At 67.8% G+C, this 16,074-nt stretch carries 19 protein-coding genes and 1 pseudogene; 8 read left to right on the top strand and 12 right to left on the bottom strand.

From position 1 onward, the window contains the following. Window positions 1–115: 115 nt before the first annotated feature. From ACWEO2_RS03525 to ACWEO2_RS03535, 3 genes are read right to left on the bottom strand one after another with little or no spacing between them, the layout of a single operon-like run. Window positions 116–613, bottom strand: a complete 498-nt coding sequence (locus tag ACWEO2_RS03525) for a hypothetical protein (RefSeq protein WP_452403892.1) — start codon at window positions 611–613, stop codon at window positions 116–118. A gap of 38 nt (window positions 614–651) precedes the next feature. Next, on the bottom strand, window positions 652–1,068 hold the full coding sequence (locus ACWEO2_RS03530; protein ID WP_452403893.1) for an NUDIX hydrolase: 417 nt from the start codon (window positions 1,066–1,068) through the stop codon (window positions 652–654). A 25-nt stretch (window positions 1,069–1,093) separates the two neighbouring features. Continuing rightward, the gene (locus ACWEO2_RS03535; protein WP_452403894.1) at window positions 1,094–1,582 is read right to left on the bottom strand and encodes a winged helix-turn-helix transcriptional regulator; all 489 of its coding nucleotides are present in this window, start codon (window positions 1,580–1,582) and stop codon (window positions 1,094–1,096) included. A 53-nt stretch (window positions 1,583–1,635) separates the two neighbouring features. Here ACWEO2_RS03535 and ACWEO2_RS03540 point away from each other — a divergent pair, with 53 nt between their 5' ends. Next, window positions 1,636–2,439, top strand: coding sequence for an acyl-CoA thioesterase (locus tag ACWEO2_RS03540; RefSeq protein WP_452403895.1), 804 nt, complete (start codon window positions 1,636–1,638; stop codon window positions 2,437–2,439). 15 nt (window positions 2,440–2,454) lie between these two features. After that, on the top strand, window positions 2,455–3,882 hold the full coding sequence (locus ACWEO2_RS03545) for an MFS transporter (RefSeq protein WP_452403896.1): 1,428 nt from the start codon (window positions 2,455–2,457) through the stop codon (window positions 3,880–3,882). 188 nt (window positions 3,883–4,070) lie between these two features. On the opposite strand, the gene ACWEO2_RS03550 is transcribed toward ACWEO2_RS03545, so the two are convergent. Continuing rightward, the gene (locus ACWEO2_RS03550; RefSeq protein WP_452403897.1) at window positions 4,071–4,952 is read right to left on the bottom strand and encodes a helix-turn-helix domain-containing protein; all 882 of its coding nucleotides are present in this window, start codon (window positions 4,950–4,952) and stop codon (window positions 4,071–4,073) included. A 152-nt stretch (window positions 4,953–5,104) separates the two neighbouring features. Here ACWEO2_RS03550 and ACWEO2_RS03555 point away from each other — a divergent pair, with 152 nt between their 5' ends. Then, complete coding sequence (locus ACWEO2_RS03555; protein ID WP_452403898.1) at window positions 5,105–5,827, top strand: SDR family oxidoreductase; 723 nt, start codon at window positions 5,105–5,107, stop codon at window positions 5,825–5,827. 15 nt (window positions 5,828–5,842) lie between these two features. On the opposite strand, the gene ACWEO2_RS03560 is transcribed toward ACWEO2_RS03555, so the two are convergent. After that, a complete protein-coding gene (locus tag ACWEO2_RS03560; protein ID WP_452403899.1) occupies window positions 5,843–6,817 on the bottom strand; it encodes a helix-turn-helix transcriptional regulator in 975 nt (324 codons plus the stop codon). 61 nt (window positions 6,818–6,878) lie between these two features. On the opposite strand from ACWEO2_RS03560, the gene ACWEO2_RS03565 reads away from it, so the two are divergent. Beyond that, window positions 6,879–7,232 (top strand): YybH family protein, encoded by a 354-nt coding sequence (locus ACWEO2_RS03565; protein WP_452403900.1) that lies wholly within the window; start codon window positions 6,879–6,881, stop codon window positions 7,230–7,232. 298 nt (window positions 7,233–7,530) lie between these two features. Here the strand turns inward: ACWEO2_RS03565 and ACWEO2_RS03570 are convergent, their stop codons facing one another. After that, entirely contained in the window at window positions 7,531–8,118 is a 588-nt protein-coding gene (locus ACWEO2_RS03570; protein WP_452403901.1) for a TetR/AcrR family transcriptional regulator, read from the bottom strand. A 77-nt stretch (window positions 8,119–8,195) separates the two neighbouring features. On the opposite strand from ACWEO2_RS03570, the gene ACWEO2_RS03575 reads away from it, so the two are divergent. Continuing rightward, window positions 8,196–9,140, top strand: coding sequence for an aldo/keto reductase (locus ACWEO2_RS03575; protein WP_452403902.1), 945 nt, complete (start codon window positions 8,196–8,198; stop codon window positions 9,138–9,140). Beyond that, window positions 9,137–9,283: a hypothetical protein gene (locus ACWEO2_RS03580; RefSeq protein WP_452403903.1), complete on the top strand. Its 147-nt coding sequence runs from the start codon at window positions 9,137–9,139 to the stop codon at window positions 9,281–9,283. The genes ACWEO2_RS03575 and ACWEO2_RS03580 overlap by 4 nt, the downstream gene beginning before the upstream one ends. Window positions 9,284–9,440: 157 nt before the next feature. Here ACWEO2_RS03580 and ACWEO2_RS03585 read toward each other — a convergent pair whose 3' ends face one another. The 3 genes and pseudogenes from ACWEO2_RS03585 to ACWEO2_RS03595 all read right to left on the bottom strand — a co-directional run bounded on the left by ACWEO2_RS03585 (window position 9,441) and on the right by ACWEO2_RS03595 (window position 12,138). Continuing rightward, on the bottom strand, window positions 9,441–9,677 hold the full coding sequence (locus ACWEO2_RS03585; RefSeq protein ID WP_452403904.1) for a DUF6400 family protein: 237 nt from the start codon (window positions 9,675–9,677) through the stop codon (window positions 9,441–9,443). A gap of 548 nt (window positions 9,678–10,225) precedes the next feature. Continuing rightward, a pseudogene (locus ACWEO2_RS03590) lies at window positions 10,226–11,150 on the bottom strand (NADP-dependent oxidoreductase). Window positions 11,151–11,223: 73 nt separating this feature from the next. Then, window positions 11,224–12,138, bottom strand: coding sequence for a D-alanyl-D-alanine carboxypeptidase family protein (locus tag ACWEO2_RS03595; RefSeq protein WP_452403905.1), 915 nt, complete (start codon window positions 12,136–12,138; stop codon window positions 11,224–11,226). A gap of 76 nt (window positions 12,139–12,214) precedes the next feature. Between ACWEO2_RS03595 and ACWEO2_RS03600 the strand changes: the two genes are divergently transcribed. Beyond that, complete coding sequence (locus ACWEO2_RS03600) at window positions 12,215–12,556, top strand: methyltransferase (protein WP_452404147.1); 342 nt, start codon at window positions 12,215–12,217, stop codon at window positions 12,554–12,556. On the opposite strand, the gene ACWEO2_RS03605 is transcribed toward ACWEO2_RS03600, so the two are convergent. The 3 genes from ACWEO2_RS03605 to ACWEO2_RS03615 all read right to left on the bottom strand — a co-directional run bounded on the left by ACWEO2_RS03605 (window position 12,450) and on the right by ACWEO2_RS03615 (window position 15,011). Then, window positions 12,450–13,562, bottom strand: coding sequence for a winged helix DNA-binding domain-containing protein (locus ACWEO2_RS03605; RefSeq protein ID WP_452403906.1), 1,113 nt, complete (start codon window positions 13,560–13,562; stop codon window positions 12,450–12,452). The genes ACWEO2_RS03600 and ACWEO2_RS03605 overlap by 107 nt on opposite strands. A 91-nt stretch (window positions 13,563–13,653) precedes the next feature. Continuing rightward, window positions 13,654–14,583 (bottom strand): M56 family metallopeptidase, encoded by a 930-nt coding sequence (locus tag ACWEO2_RS03610; RefSeq protein WP_452403907.1) that lies wholly within the window; start codon window positions 14,581–14,583, stop codon window positions 13,654–13,656. Between the two features lie 17 nt (window positions 14,584–14,600). Then, on the bottom strand, window positions 14,601–15,011 hold the full coding sequence (locus tag ACWEO2_RS03615) for a BlaI/MecI/CopY family transcriptional regulator (protein WP_354961760.1): 411 nt from the start codon (window positions 15,009–15,011) through the stop codon (window positions 14,601–14,603). 98 nt (window positions 15,012–15,109) lie between these two features. Between ACWEO2_RS03615 and ACWEO2_RS03620 the strand changes: the two genes are divergently transcribed. Continuing rightward, a complete protein-coding gene (locus ACWEO2_RS03620; RefSeq protein ID WP_452403908.1) occupies window positions 15,110–15,988 on the top strand; it encodes an alpha/beta hydrolase family esterase in 879 nt (292 codons plus the stop codon). Window positions 15,989–16,074: the final 86 nt, after the last annotated feature.

Below are 16,074 nucleotides of genomic sequence, written 5' to 3' on the forward strand. Positions count from 1 at the left end.
GCCTGCGGCGATCGCGATCACCGTGAGCACGGTCGGAATGAGTAGGCGGCTCAGCATGATTCACCACCGCGCCAGCGGGCAGTAGCGGTCGTCACATTTCGACGGGTCGGCGATCTCAGATCTGGTGCAGCCAGGAAATGAAGAGCAGTACGCCGCCGACCGTCAACAGCAGCGATACCGGGAGTGGCCACCACGGCCCGTCCCGGCCGAGCAGCCGCCGGGTGAGTCGCACCTGCACGACGCCGAGTCCGGCTAGCAATAGACCCCACGCGGGCAGCAGGCCGATCCCGAGCAACGCGTGCACCGCCCAGGCTCCGGCCAAGGTCGGACCACCCCACGAGTGCTCCAGATCGTCGGCCGCTATCAGCGGGTAGACGGCCCCGCGCACCGCTGCGACGGTGGCCAGAAAGGCCAGAAACCAGGTCACCAGGCCGACTGCGACGGCAAGCATCGAATGCACAGTCGCACGCACCGCCAAGGCATCGCGCGGCGCGATGAAGATGGCGAGCATTCGGCGCGGAACGCGCAACCGGCTCGCGATGGGGCCGAGGGCGAGCACCGGCGCCGCCAACGCGTATGCGGCCCAACGCAACAGTGTGCGAACCGTGGTCATGACATCGACGGTATCCCTTCGGTGGGCACGCTAGCGCATCATGCCAATCGACCCGCGTCGACGAGATCGTCGAAGAGCAGTTGATCCACCGGTGGTACCAGTGCGCGGTCGGTGTAGGAGAACCAGGCGACCTCTTCGATTTCACTGCTGGCCGCGAGCGTGCCGCGATAGTCGGCGGTGTAGCAACTCATTCGGACGATCACATCGGTGGCGGGTCCGTGCAGCGCGGCCTCGTAGGTCCCGAAGTGGGCGACGGTTTCCGGGACCAGCGCGACGGTCAGTTCCTCCTCGATCTCGCGCAACAGCGTCTGCAGATCGGATTCCGTGCCCTCGCGCTTGCCGCCCGGAATATAGAAGATGTCCTTGCCCTTCGGGCGCGCGCACAGAATGCGCCCGCCCTCGATGCGCACCCACGCGACCGTGTCGATCAGCTTCTCCACTCGCCCATCCGCCACCGCCGCAGCCTAATGGACGTGGCACTCAGTGGGTGTGCTGGAGGCTGGCGGGGAGTATCGAGTGCCCGCCCGCGCCAGGGCCGTCGACAGGGCGCAGATCGGACCCCTGCACGTGCTCGCCGCATTCGGCGCAGACCGGTTCGACCACCGTGGTCTTGCCGCAGCTTTTATGGACCGCCTGCACCGGCGGACCGTCGGGCGCAGCCCATTCGTCGCCCCATTGCCGCATGGCGTTCACGACGAGCCACAGCGAGCGTCCCTTGGGCGTGAGCCGATAGTCGTAGCGGACCGGATTCTCCTGGTAGGGGACCTTGACCATGATGTCGTGCGCGACCAGGTGCTCCAGGCGCTGGGTGAGCACATTGCGCGCGATGCCCAGACGCGCGCGGAAGTCGTCGAAGCGGGTCACGCCGAAGAGCGCGTCACGCACGATCAGCAGCGTCCACCACTCGCCCACCACCTCCAGGCATTGGGCGACCGAGCAGTTCATCTCGTCGAAGCTGGTCCTGCGCATGGGCCCAGCATAGTCGGTTGCTTGAAAGAACTCACTGACCTATGGTTCGTTTCATGATGCAACTCACTAGTCGGCTGGGTGACGAGTTCGCCTTGGCCGAGACCGACTACCGCATCTGGCGGGCCCAGATCGATAAGACCTGGCGCGGCTGGACCGGCCCGCACGGTGGTGTTATCGCGGGACTCCTGGTCGAGGTCGCGCGGCGCGCGGGCGGCGACGACCTCCCGGTGCGTGCGCTGGATCTGCGGTTCCTCGGCCGACCGGCGGACGGGGTGCTCACCTTCCGGACGACTTCGCATCCGGTGGGACGCAGCACCGCGGTCGTCGAGGTAATGGCCGATCAAGAGGGCAAATCCGTCGCATCCGCGGCGGTCACCTTCGGCCGGACCACGCCCACCCGGGTACCTGATCTCCTGCCGACCACCGCGCCGCAGGTGCCCGCGCCCGATGACTGTGCGCCGTTCCGGCTGCCACCGGAAATCGTGCCCGTTGGAGCGCATTTCGAGATCCGCCCGGCCGCGGGGCCGCTGCCGCTCACCGGCGCGGATGAGGCGTGGATGTGCGCGTGGATCTCGCTGGTGCCGCGGCTGCCGACCGATGCCGCGACGCTCGCGGTGCTCGCGGACGCGCTACCGCCCGCCTTCTTCCCCACCCTGACCATGCCGGTCGCCGTGCCGACGGTGGCGTTCTCGATGCATCTGCACACCGACCTGACCCGGCCGACCCATCAGCCGGCCCTCATCCGCGCGACCAATGCCAGCACCGGCGGCGGTTGGTCGGTGGACGACATCGATATCTGGGATCGCGGCGGCGCGCTACTGGCCTCGGCCCGCCAGACCCGCCGAGTGCTCGGCTGAATCGGAGACATAGTCGTGAGTTCCCTTGTCACATCGAAGGATCGGCCCATCGATTCCCGGGTGGTGCTGGCCATCGTCTCGGTCGGCATTCTGCTGTCGAGCCTGGATCTGTTCATCGTCAATGTCGCACTGCCGGATATGGCCCGCGATTTCGGCGATACCCAACTCTCGGGCCTGTCGTGGGTGCTCAATGCCTACGCGATCGTCTTCGCCGCGCTGCTGGTGCCCGCCGGGCGACTCGGCGATCGCGGCAGCAACCGGGCCACATTCCTGATCGGGCTCGCCATCTTCGTACTGGGGTCGGGGCTCTGCTCGACGGCCTGGAATGTGCAGTCGCTGGTGGCGTTTCGGGTGTTGCAGGCGGTCGGCGCGGCGATGCTGACGCCGTCCTCGCTGGGGCTGGTGCTGGCCGCCACCCCGCCCGAACGGCGTCCGATGGCCGTACGGCTGTGGGTGGCCTTCGGCGGTCTCGGCGCCGCGCTCGGCCCGGTGATCGGCGGGTTGCTCGTCGAAATCGATTGGCGCTGGGTATTTCTGGTGAATGTGCCGATCGGATCGGCAGCGCTCGCGGTCGGGCTGCGGCTGCTGCCACAGGTGTGCGGGGACGGCGGCGCACTGCCCGATGTCTTCGGTGCGGTCATGCTGATCGGCTCGATCGGGGCACTGATCCTGGCGTTGGTGAAGGGTGCGGATTGGGGATGGACGTCGGCGGGGGTGCTCATCTCCTTCGCGGTCGCGGTGGTGTTCGCAGTCGCGTTCAGGATTTCCTCGGCACGTCACCACAGTCCGGTAGTGGATCCGGCGCTGCTGCGTGCGCCGAATTTTGTACTGATGGCGGGCAATTCGCTGTTCTTCCAGATCGCGTTCGCGGGGATGCTGCTCTCAGTGGTGCTGTGGGCGCAGAACGTGTGGGGCTGGTCGGCGCTGAAGACCGGCTTGGCTATCGCGCCCGGACCACTGGTGGTGCCGCTCGTCGCGATACTCGCGGGCCGGTTCATCGGCCGCGTCGGCGCGGGTCCGGTGATCGCCGCGGGCGGGGTGTTGTTCGCGGCGGGCATGGTGTGGTGGGCCCGGGCCATCACCCTGGAACCCGACTATGTGGGCGGACTGCTCGGCGGCATGGTAGTCAGCGGCCTCGGCGTCGGCCTCACACTGCCGACCGCCTTCGCCGCGGGCAGCGCGGGTCTGCCGCCACAGCGCTTCGCCACCGGCTCGGCAGTCCTGAGCATGTCACGCCAACTGGGCCTCGCCATCGGTGTCGCCATCCTGGTCGCAACCCTCGGCTCCCCCACCGGACCACAGGCCACCCTCGACGCATTCCACCGCAGCTGGTACGTCACCGCGGCCGCCGCGGTGCTGGCCGGACTCATCGGCCTCGGCGCACGCATGCCAAAACCGGCTGCCGCACAACAGAATTCGGTGAGCGAGCACGTCACCGCCTGACACCCCGACCGATGCTCGCCCATCTTCGAGATGGGCGAGCACCGGACTGTTTCAACGGTCGAGTCGCAAGACCTCGCATCTGCGGCCACAGCGGGAGCGGCTGCTGGCGCTGCTGACGGCGACAGTGTCACGTTGCGGGCCAAGGCCGTCGGCTACGGAGTCGGGAATACCGGCGTCGCGGCACCGAACTATTCAGATCTGGACAGTGGCCGTGTGGAGGCTGACCAGCTACCGAGCAGCCGGAGAGCGTGTTCGGAGGGGCTGTCGGGTTCTGCGGTGTAGAGGTAGAGGGCTTGGTCGGGGTCGTCGGGGAGAGTGAGTGACTCGTAAGCCAGGGTGAGCTCGCCGACGAGGGGGTGGCGGTAGAGCTTGAGGCCGTGGGTGTACTGCAGGACGTCGTGATCGGCCCACCACTGGCGGAAGTCCTCGTCCCGCACGGAGAGCTCGCCGACCAGTTCGTTCAGGCGCGAGTCGTGCCGATGGCGGCCCGCGTACAGCCGCAGGGCCGCGACCGTGCCACGGGCGGCGGTCTCCCAGTCGGCGAGCAGGTCGTGGGCGGTGGGGTCGAGGAAAACGAACCGGGCGAGGTTGCGATCGCGGCTCGGCAGGGCGTCGAAGTCGGTGTACAGGGCCTTGGCGAGCGGGTTGGCGCCCAGAACGTCAAGCCGGTGTCCGAGGATCATCGCCGGGGTGTCGGTCAGGGCGTCCAGGACCCGCAGCAGTCCGGGCCGCACCCGCTGGGGCGGCGCGGGACGCCGACGGCCGAACCCCGGCCTGGGTTCGGCCAGGTCGAACAGGTGGGCCCGCTCGGCGGGATCGAGCCGCAAGGCGCGGGCCACAGCCTCCAGCACCGACGCCGAGGCGTTCGGGGTACGGCCACGCTCCAGACGGACGTAGTAGTCGACGCTGACCCCGGCCAGCTGTGCGACCTCCTCGCGGCGCAGGCCCGGCACCCGACGCCGACCGGCGTGCGAACCAAGGCCCACCTCGTCGGGGCTGATCCGAGCCCTGCGAGAGCGCAGGAAGTCCCGCAGCTCCAGGTTGGGTCCGCGCTCCGGTGACGTGCTCATCCCTTCAGACTAGGGCGGTGCACGGGGCCGAGTGCCCCATGAGAGGGGGTCTGTCGGACCCCCGGTGAACCCGGCCCCCTCTGGTGGTACGAGCGGGGCCCCGATCCGTGATCTCTTGGACTGCGACACCACCCACCACCTCGGAGGTTCCCATGACCAAGCCCCTGATCGTCATCACCGGAGCCAGCTCTGGCATCGGCGCCGCCACCGCCCGCCTGCTCTCCTCGCAGGGGCACCCGCTGCTGCTGCTCGCTCGACGGCTCGACAAGCTGGAGGAACTCGCCCTGCCGAACACCCTGTGCCACAAGGTCGACGTCACCGACCGCGGCGCCGTCGCGGAGGCCGTGCGCGAGGCGGAGCAGCGGTTCGGCCCGGCCGACGCGATCGTCAACAACGCCGGAGTCATGCTGCTGGGCCGCATCGCCGACCAGCCGGTCGACGAGTGGGAACGGATGATCGACCTCAACATCAAGGGTGTCCTCTATGGCACCCGGGCGGTGCTGCCCGGCATGATCGCCCGGGGCACCGGCACGATCATTAATGTCAGCTCCATCGCCGGCCGCAAGACCTTCCCCAACCACACCGCGTACGTGGGCACGAAGTTCGCGGTCCACGCCATGTCGGAGAACGTGCGCGAGGAGGTCGCCTCCTCGGGCGTGCGCGTGGTGACCATCGCTCCCGGCGCGGTGGAGACCGAACTGCTCTCCCACACCAGCGACGAGCAGATCAAGACCGACTACGAGGCGTGGAAGAAGTCCGCCGGCGGCGCACTGGCCCCACAGGCCGTGGCCGAGGCCATCGCCTACGCCTACCAGCAGCCGCCCAACGTCACCATCCGCGAGATCGTCCTCGCCGCCACCGGCCAGGAAGCCTGAACCAGGCGACAACTCTCAGGATGACACTCCGTAACAGGTGGCGATCTCGGCGGCGCGGTTGCGCAGTGCGGTGCGCAACCACTGCGGGGCCAGTGCTTCCGCATTCGTGGCGAGCTGCCACAGCGCCCATTCGGCGTGTCTCGGATCTTGGAAGGTCACCTCCAGCCGCAGCCAGCCGTCGGCGTCGACTTCTTCGGCACGGACGGCCAGCGCGGTGCCCACCAGTTCCTCCCGCCGTGCGGGGTTCACCCGTACCAGCACCGTGACTTGATCGCCGCCGGTCCGAAAGTGCGTGCTGCGTTCCTGCCAGGCCCGGTCCAGATCGACCCGGTTCGGTCGCTGTGCGGGTTGAGGGAGTTCCTCGGCGGCCAAGACCCGGGACAGCCGGTAGGTGCGGTCCGCGCCAGACCTCGTGGCCAGCAAGTAGCCCTGGTCGCGGACGGTGACCAGGCCGATCGGGTCCACCGTGCGCCACTTCGGGGTCTGGTCCACCGCCGCGTAGTGGATGCGCAGCTTGTGTCCGGCGAAAACCGCACGCCGGACCTCGGTCGCAATGGTGTCTGGCACCTCCTCACCGAACAGTCGGCGCGAGAACAGGTCGGTCTCCGGGTCGATGAGCAACCGCTGGGCCGCGCCGGTCGCGGTGGCCCGATAGCTTTCGGGTAGCGCGTCGACCACCTTGCGCATGGCCGAAGCGAGCGCCGAGCCGAGGCCGAATGCCTGTGCGCCGCGCCGTGATCCCGCGACCAGCAGGGCAAGTGCCTCGTCGTGATTCAGTCCGATCAGCTCGGTCTGGAAACCGGGCAACAATGCGAAACCGCCGTGCCGGCCGCGTTCGGCGTAGACCGGGACGCCGGCAGCGGACAGCGCCTCGATGTCGCGCAGCACGGTGCGGGTGGATACCTCCAGTTCGCGGGCCAGCGCCGCCGCGGACATCCGACCGTGCTGGCGCAGCAGCAGCACCAGCGAGACCAACCGGTCGGCGCGCATATGGAACCTTTGCAGAAATACACGACACAGGATGTCGTAATTCGTTGGGAGCCTTATCAGTATGACGAACAAGAAAGTGGCCACTGAGCCGAACGACCTGGGCAGGTACTTCATCGAGCACGCAAACGCGGGCGACGTCGACGGGCTGGTGGCGTTGTACGAGCCGAACGCCGTGCTGGCGTTCCCACCGGGCAACCTCGCGACCGGACATGCGGAGATCCGCAAGGTGTACGAGCAGTTCGTCGCGGCCGCGCCGGTGCTGTCGCCGGGTAGGCAGCATCCAGCGCTGGTTAGCGGCGACCTGGCGCTGACAGCGTCCACGCTGACCACCGGCGAGGTGACCGTCGAGATCGCCCGTCGGCAGCCGGACGGGTCGTGGCTATGGGCCGTGGACCAGCCCGCACTAGTGCCGTAGCGGGGCGGCGGTGGGCCGGCGTGACCGAGCCCACCGCCGCGCAGCGCCGTGTGGACGTGCGGCGCGCGCCGCGTCGGTACCGGCGCCTCGGCTTCCGCCACGCCACCCAGCCGGCCGGGTGCTGCGATGAGGCGCATCGCGACGATCGGCGTCTACGGCCGGAGCCTCAACAGCATTGCGGCCGATCTTTGCCGGCGGGCAGACCAACTCGAAAACCGCTGACCTGACCGCACTCAACTCGGCAATCGTGTTGCGTCTGCGGCAGCAGCGGCCGACGTGGTTCCGCTTCTGGGCTGGGTCAGCTGGTCGTTTTCGGCCGTAGGGCATCGAGCATGAGGTCGAGTACCCGCTCGGTTTGCTCGGAGGAATCGCCCGCCGTGGTGAGCAGAATTCCGAGGAGCATCACCGTGATGTCCTCCGGTTCGACATCGCCACGCAGTGAGCCGGCTTCGGCTCCACGGGCCAGGATTGTGGCAATGGCTGCGGTGATGCGTTCCCGGGTTGCCGGTACCGCGATCCGGCCCGAGGCCCAACCGGCGCGAAGGGTGTCGGCCATGCCGCGCTTGGTCGCGACGAAGGCGGCGTATTTCCCCATCCACGCACGCAGCGCCGCATCCGGGGGCCGCTGCTGCAGCAGGACCGCGACGCTGTCGGTGACATCGTCGAGTTCGGCGGCGTACACGGCTTCGGCCAGGGCTTCACGGGTGGGGAAATGGCGATACAGGGTGCCGATGCCGACACCGGCGCCGTGAGCGATGCCCTCCAATGTCGCGGTCTCGCCGGCATCGGCGAATGCGGCCCTGGCAACCTCGACGAGTTTGTTGCGATTGCGCTGTGCGTCGGCACGGGGGGCGCGAGGCTTGTTCCCAGGGGACGTCGGACTCAATTCGGAGGCACCTCCGGTATAGTTGAAAAAGCGGAGCATCCTCCGCTTCACCTATCGTCTCATGTGGGAGGGCTCCCATGACCGCGAACACCACGTCCCTCACCAAGCTCGCTCCCTCGGGCGTGCCGCGCCCCGGTGGGGCCGGGACGCTCGGCGACCACACCGTGTCGCGCATCGGATACGGCGCGATGCAGCTCGAACGCCTGCACGCCGACCGCGCCGCCGCGATCGCGGTGCTGCGCCGTGCGTGGGAACTCGGGGTCGATCACGTCGATACCGCCCAGTTCTACGGCGACGGCTTCGTCAACGGGCTCATCCGGGACGCATTCGGCCCCGAGGACGGCGTCGTGGTCGTCAGCAAGGTCGGCGCCGACCCCGACCCAGGTGCCGATATCCCGCTGCGGCCGGCTCAGCGACCCGAACAACTGCGGGCCAGCGTCGAGGACAATCTCGGCTCCCTCGGCCTCGATCGGATCCCGGTGGTGAACCTGCGCCGCCTCGATGCCGGGCCGGGCCTGCGGGCCTCCGGCGACCAGGTCGTCGACCTCGACGATCAACTCGCGACCCTGATCACGCTGCGCGATGAGGGCAAGATCGGCGCGATCGGGCTCAGCGGCATCACCCTCGATGGCCTGCGCCGGGCCCTTCCGGCCCGGATCGCATGCGTCCAGAACGCCTACAGTCTCGTCTCCCGCGGCGACGAGGGCATGTTGCAACTCTGCGCGGCCGAACGGATCGCGTGGGTCCCGTTCTTCCCGCTCGGCGGCGCCTTCCCTGCCATGCCGAAGGTCACCGACGATCCGGTCGTCGCCGCCGCGGCGCAATCCCTCGGCTGCACCCCCGCACAGGTCGGCCTCGCGTGGCTGCTGCACCACGCACCGAACGTAATGCTCATACCCGGCACCGCCCACATCCGTCATCTCGAAGCCAACATCGCCGCCGCGACGATCGCCCCGCACGACACCGTCATGGCCGCACTCGACACGATCCCGTCGACCTCCGCCGATATTCCGCTCGGTTGAGCACACCTGTTGGGATGCAACCGGCCCGGCCGCGCGGGTACCGCTTCGGGCGGGCCGACCCCGACGATGACTTGGCCGACGACGAGTTCGACCGCGACGACGGTGGTAAGAACGCTCCCTACCCTGAACCGGATATCACGTAATCAGCGTGAGCGAGCAGTTCATCAGGTCGGATTCAGCTGTCACGTACTCGTCGTAACAGCAGTCCGAGGGGTGTCAGCGTGCGGCTGGCGACTTCAGGAAGGGGGCCGGAGCAGCTACGCCGGAGGCAATATGCCGAACACCAACTCGGCGGTGCGATCAGTCGGTGATATAGCGCGTTGCCCGCTCCGGCAGGACCCCTGCTCGGACGAGTTCCTCGTAGATCCGCTGCTGCTCATCGTCGAGATTCGAGTACAGCATGTCGTACGCCAGGTCTTCCTCGGCGAGCACCGCAACCGGATCCCAGTCGTCACCGAGCGCCGCGACGACGGCGCTGCGCCGCCGTGCCTCGTCCAGCGTGAGATCGTAAGCAAAGTCAACATTGTGGTCGGCCATTTGGGCATCTCCAACCAGGTTCTTTCCAAAAACGAAGTGACGACGATGCCCAACCACGCCTTCTCGGGCAATGACCTGCGTCACGTTCTACGGTTGGCCTTCATCACATTTGATGCCCGTGCGCGGACTGGGACCATGGAGTAGATGCGTCCACACAATCGCCACGACACAGTCCACCGCTGAAGTCGGTCACAGCCACGCTATAGCCGCGCCACCAACAGAGCGGAACTCGTCAATGGCCGTCGATGGCGCTGTTGTTGCCCTCGTTGCTATTCCCCCGAGGCGAACATCCGTGCACCGATCGAACGCGAACTGGATCGTACGCCGACAACGAGCCCCGCTGTTCGGCATAAGCGCGTGTTCACGAGATCAACTGCTGGCCAACGTTTGTCCCCGATCGACCGCGCGGGTCACGGCCTAAGCGGTCACTCGCTCTGATTGCAGTCGGCGCGCTGTTGCTGTTCTCGCATTTTTGCAGTCGGAATGGATCGGGGCCCAGGCGTCCGACTCGGCGACCGATCGCAATCAGGGTGAACGGCGGTGTGCATTCATTCGTCGCTGACGCGGATGATCGTCTTGCCGGGGCTGTGCCTGCCGGGACTGAAGGCGTCGGGTGCCTCGGCGAGGGGGTCGGACGGCACCGACGGCCGGCTTGATGCGGCCGTCGCGCAGGCGCGTGGCAAGCTCGGTGAGTTGGGTCCGGTCGGGTTCGACGACGAAGAAGACCGCGCGTCCGTTGTCGGGCTGGATAGTGGGCGGCATGGCAATGGTGACCAGGGTTCCGCCGGCGCGTACCAGGGCGGTCGAGCGATCCAGGACGTCTCCGCCGATCACGTCGAATACCACATCGACCGCGCCGACCTGCTCCAGCGGTTCAGTGTCCAGGGCCAGGAAGGTGTGCGCGCCGAACGTGAGCGCGCGGTCGCGGTCGCGCGCCCGGCCGGTGCCGATGACTCGGGCCCCGGCCTCGCGCGCGAGTTGCACCGCGATCGAGCCGACACCGCCGGCGGCGCCGTGGATCAGGGCGGTCTGACCGGTGGTGAGGCGGGCGTGGTCGAATAGGCCCTGCCAGGCGGTCAGCCCCGAGATCGGCAGCGCGGCGGCCACGGTGTGGTCGATATCTGCGGGCAAGGGAGCGAGGTTGCGGGCTTCCACCGCGGTGTATTCGGCCAGTGTGCCGTTGCGGGTCCAGTCGGCCAGACCGAAGACCCGCTGCCCGACGGTCAAACCCGTAGTGCCGTACCCCAGTTCGACAATCACTCCCGATAATTCGTGCCCGGGCACGCTCGGAGTCCGATCCCGACCGGCGCGGTCGGTCCAGGTGCCGGGCCAGTCCAGCTCGCCCGGGGTGAACCCGGCGGCGTGTACTTTCACGATCACGTCGTTCTCGGCGGCGTGGGGGTAAGGCAGGTCGTGGGTCAGGCTCATCCCGGCGACGCCGGCGTCACGGTTTCCAACAATGATGGCCTGCATGGTTGGTCCTTCGTTGTCGTGTGTCGCGACGTGGAGGCGAGGCATAACGTTGGGCAGCCTGCCGCATTCGGCGCTAACCGATCGGCAGCGCGCTCAGGATCGGGTTGTAGGCCCAATTCAACATGCGCTCGGCGTCTTCCTTTGCGGCAATGCCGCTGTCGGGTGAGCTGTGCAGGACCACACCGATCAGCGGTATTCCTGCCCTGACCGTCTCGAACAGCAGACAGGTCCCCGCAGCGTCGGTGGATCCGGTTTTGATGCCGACAGTGCCGGGATAGTCGCGCAGCAGCGAGTTCGTGGTCCGCCAGAGGTGATCGCGGTTGTCCGGTCCGGCGGGCAGGTGATAGCTCTGCGACCTAACGATGTCGCGGAACACCGGCAGGCTCATCGCGCGCAGGCCGAGGGCCACCAGGTCCGCCGGCGTGGAGTAGGTGGAGTCGTCGGTGGGGGCGGGCAGCCCGCTGGGGTCGGTGAAATATGTTCCCGCCAGGCCCATTTGACGCGCGGTGTCGTTCATTTTGGCGATGAAGCCGTCTTGGCCGGGCCCGTATGCCTCGGCAAGGGCATAGGCGGCGTCGCAGCCGGACGGCAGCATCATCGCGTAGAGGAGCTGTCGCGCGGTGAGCACCTCGCCGGGGACCAGGCCTGCGTTGCTTCCGCCGTACTTGGTGCCGTAGGCGATGATTTCCTGCGGCACGGTAATGGTCCGGTCGAGGTCGCCGGCGTTGATCACGACCAGTGCCGTCATCACCTTCGTGATGCTGGCTATCGGGACGGGGGTGTTCGGCTGTCGCGACCACAGCACCGTGCCGGTGATTCCGTCTGCCAGCGCTGCTCCCGACGCCTGCACTGCGTCCGGCTCAGGAGTCAGCCAGGGCAACTGAATATGGGCCTCGCTCGCGGCGGGGGCGGCCGCGAGACCATGACCGGCTACCACGACAAGCGCCGCGGCGACGGCAGTCTGCAACAATCGGGCAAATGTCCGCATTGCCACATTCTGCAGTGTGTCCCAGTCAATAAGCAGGATTTCAGCGACCGAATTGCCGCGTTTCTCCGACGACAGCATGCAGTTGGCTAATTCAGGACGTTCTCGGCCCGACGCTTCTCGCGTGCGCTCCCGGCAGGAGCGGGCGCCTACATTGTTGTGCGACATCCTCCACGACTGGGACGTCGAGCACGCCCACCGCATCCTCGCTCGATGCGTCGAGGCCGCACGTCCAACCGGCCGCGTTCTCGTCATAGAACCAGCAGGAGGACGGCGAGCCAGCACCGATCAAGAGGCACAACATAAGTCGGGCCTTATGCCACGTGCACGGCGAATCCGCTGTGGCTCGTGGCAGCCGCGACGTGATCGGCGGCGGCCTTCAGTTCGAGGGTCGGCGGCAAGGATCCGTCGAAAGTGGTGACGGACAGGTCGTTGCCGCTGATCTCCCAGGTACCCGCTATACGACCGCCGATGACAAGGATCGGCGAGATCCACCCTGCCGCCCGGCTTACTCGCGCGCGGTGCTCGGCGGGCAGCAGTTCGGTATCGGCGGTGCCGGGGCCGAGCACGTATTGGTCGAAGGCGCCCAGTAGATGGACCGAGGTGTCCAGCGGCTCGGTGGCGCCGAGTTCATCGGCGTGTTCGGTGAGCACATAGGCGCGGCGGCCCGCGATATCGACCTCGGTCAACGCGTCCCCCAATTCCGAAAACCACCGACGCACCGTCGTTTTCCCGAGACTGTTGCGACTGAGCCAGGCGTCGAATCTTTCCGGAGTGGCCGGGCCGTACGCGCCGAGGTAGGCCGTGATGGCCACCGGTGCGGCCGCATCCGGATCGGGCAGGCCGCGCCAGCCGCGAATGAGATGGGACGGACTGGAGAACGTAACCCGATTGCCCTGCGCCGGACCGTGACACAGCGCCCCCTGCCAGGCCAGCGGCTTGAGCAGCGCACCCCAGCCGGAGCGCAACTCTGCACCGAGTCGGTGGAAGGCGGGATCGGCGACCAGTGCGTCGACCAGTTCCTCCCGGCTGAGCACGACACCATCGAGCACCTGCGACACCGCATCGGCCAATGCCGCGACCTCCGCCGGGGATGCCCCGAACGTGCGCTGCCAGGCGGGCTTTTCCCAGGTGCGGGCCGAGCCGATCAACGAAAGGACCGCCGCCGCCAGGTCCGGGGCGAGCGCATGCAGAGTGCCGCGCATGGCCCAGGTCTTCATCAGCGTGCCCGCGGCCAACTCCGGTAGTAGCGCGCCGGGTTCGGGTTTGCAGCGCCGTAGCGCGACCGCGAGATCGGCCGACGCGGTCACCTGAGCCTGCACGCCGCACAGTCGCTCGACAATGTTTGAGATCCCGATATCGACCGGTTTCGTGACGTATTGCCTGCGCAGTCTCCAGGCGAAAACCTGATCCCAGGTGACGTGCACCTACTTCCCCTCCTCCGATTCGGCGGACCGGCACGCGGCGGACTGAGCCCAGCGCCGGATTCATGCCAGCGCCGGATTCATCCCACCTGATTCATCCCAGCACTGTGGTGCAGAACAGTACTCCGACGGCGATTTCGAGTAGACCGACTACCGTTGCCGCGATTACGGCGAGCAAGGCCGTCCGGTTGGTCGCACGTTGCACCGGGCCGACCGGCGCCGCCAAGCGCTCGGCCCGCGCCAATACCGCGGTGGCCGCAGCGCTGAGCGCACCCGCCGGGACCGGACCGGTCGCGCCGACGATCGCGAGCAGGCCGCCGAGCAGTGGTTCCGCGCCGTGTCTGCGCGCGGCCGTATCGTCGGCGCACATCTCCAGCAGCCGACCGATTTCGCCGACGCCGTCGGTCACCAGACGCACACCGGGCAACGTGATCGCGATGGCGCGCAGCAAGCCGATCAGCGTGCCGTGGCGGCCGCTCAGATGCGCGTGTTCGTGCGCTAGCACCGCGGCGAGTTGGTCGCGGGTCAGCGCGTCGACCGCCGCGCTGGTGACGACAATGGTGTCGGGGCGTCCGGCCACGCAATAGGCTTGGCGCACCGGCGAATCCAGTACCACCGCACTCACGCCCGGCACTCGGCGACCGACCATCCGCACGGCGCGCCCGTGCGCGCGGGTGGTGCGCCGCAAGCGCAGCATGGCGCGCGCGGTATGTACCAGCATGCCGATAACGGCGATGGCGACCAGTGCCGCGAGTGTCAGGGTGCCGAATTGGGCGATCAAGCCGCCGTGCAGGTGGACGGGCGTGGACAGCACCGCGTAGGAGTCACGCAGGGTGTCGGCGGGATGCTGACAGAAGGTGGCGAATTCGATGACCAGCAGTCCGGCCGCCATTGCCCACGCGCCGAGCGCGCCCGCGATCGCGACCAGCCACGCGAGCGCCCCCAGCCTCGGGGCGGCGCCGCGGCGGGTGAGTCTGCGCAGCACGGTCGGGCCGAAGGTGGCCACCATACTGCCGTAGATCATCAGGCTCACCGCTATGTTCACGGCGCCTCGGGGGTCTTGCGCGAGGTCAGCCGACGCAGCGCGGCGCGCAGCCCGGCCGACTCCTCTTCACTTATCCGATCGACGAAATGGCTGAGCACCAGATCCGAACGGCCGCCCGAGCCGAGCGCCTCGAGCATGAGTCGGGCACTGTGCTCCTCGCGGGTGAGGGTGGGCCAGTATCGGTAGGCCTTGCCCGCGCGTTCGCGCGCCAGCCAACCCTTGCGGTGCAGATTGTCCATGGTCGACATGACCGTGGTGTAGGCGATGCCGCGTTCGGCGGCCAGTTCGTCGAAGATTTCGCGGACCGTTGTGGTCTCCGCGTCCCGATCCCAAATGCGGTCCATGATCACCGCCTCCAAGTCCCCGAAACCACGCACGATGCCGACTCCCTCATCATTACTGGACACCCTCTGACGTCCCAGGGTAGCTGTCCGGGCTTGTTGCTACGTAGCCATACCGTAGATTCGCTCGCTAGGCTGTAGACCTCGGCTCGAGGAGGCAGGCGTTGGTCGATGACCTGGTAACCGGCGAATTCGCCATCGACGGGCTCGTCCGCACCTGCGCCGTGCGCCCACCGCGTGAGCAGCACGCGCCATTAGTGGTGGTTCTGCACGGCAATATGTCCGGAAATCCGGCGGCGGCGGCCAGACCGATCATGTACGACTGGACCAGTTTCGCGGCGCATGCCGACGATTCGGGCATCGCGGTCGCCTATCCCGACGGGCACGGCGGCTGCTGGGCCGACGGGCGGGGCGTCACGACCGCTGACCTGGCGGGCGTGGACGATGTGTCGTTTCTGCGCGCGGTGATCGATCGGTGCGCCGACCAATTCGGCACCGCACCAGATCGGACCATTGTGGTCGGTATGTCCAACGGCGCGTTCATGTCTCACCGATTCGCACTGGGGGCCGCCGACCTGGTGCCGGTATTCGCCGCGGTCGCCGGTGGCTTCCCTGCGGCATTACGCGATATCCGGCCCAGCCATGCCGTATCGGCGATGCTCGTCAATGGCGATGCCGACCCCATCCAACCGATCACCGGCGGCTTTTCGCGCCACCGCGGACCCGACGGTGAACCGCGCGGCCGCGCACTCGGACTGATCGAGACCGCCCAGCACTGGCGGACACTCAACCGCTGTGGGAACAACCAGCCCACGATCACCACCGAGACCTCGAGCCGACAGACCGTGACCGGCGGCGCCGGAGGCACCCAGGTGACGGCCTGGACAGTATTCGGCGGCGGGCACACCTGGCCGGGCACGCCGGTGCCGCCCGAATGGGCCGACCGCCCGGGTACGGGCGTGACCATGGAATTCGATGCCGCCGAGGAAATCCTTCGCTTCGCCCGCCCCCTCCTCGCACCGGCCGAAGACCGCAAACTCTGATGCGTTTCGGCACGCCAGCCCGTCGCGCTCAGCGCGAACCCGGTATTCGCGCAACTGTGCCGGCGCGGCGTGTATCAGGGAATGCT

Source organism: Nocardia sp. NPDC004278 (assembly GCF_053602975.1).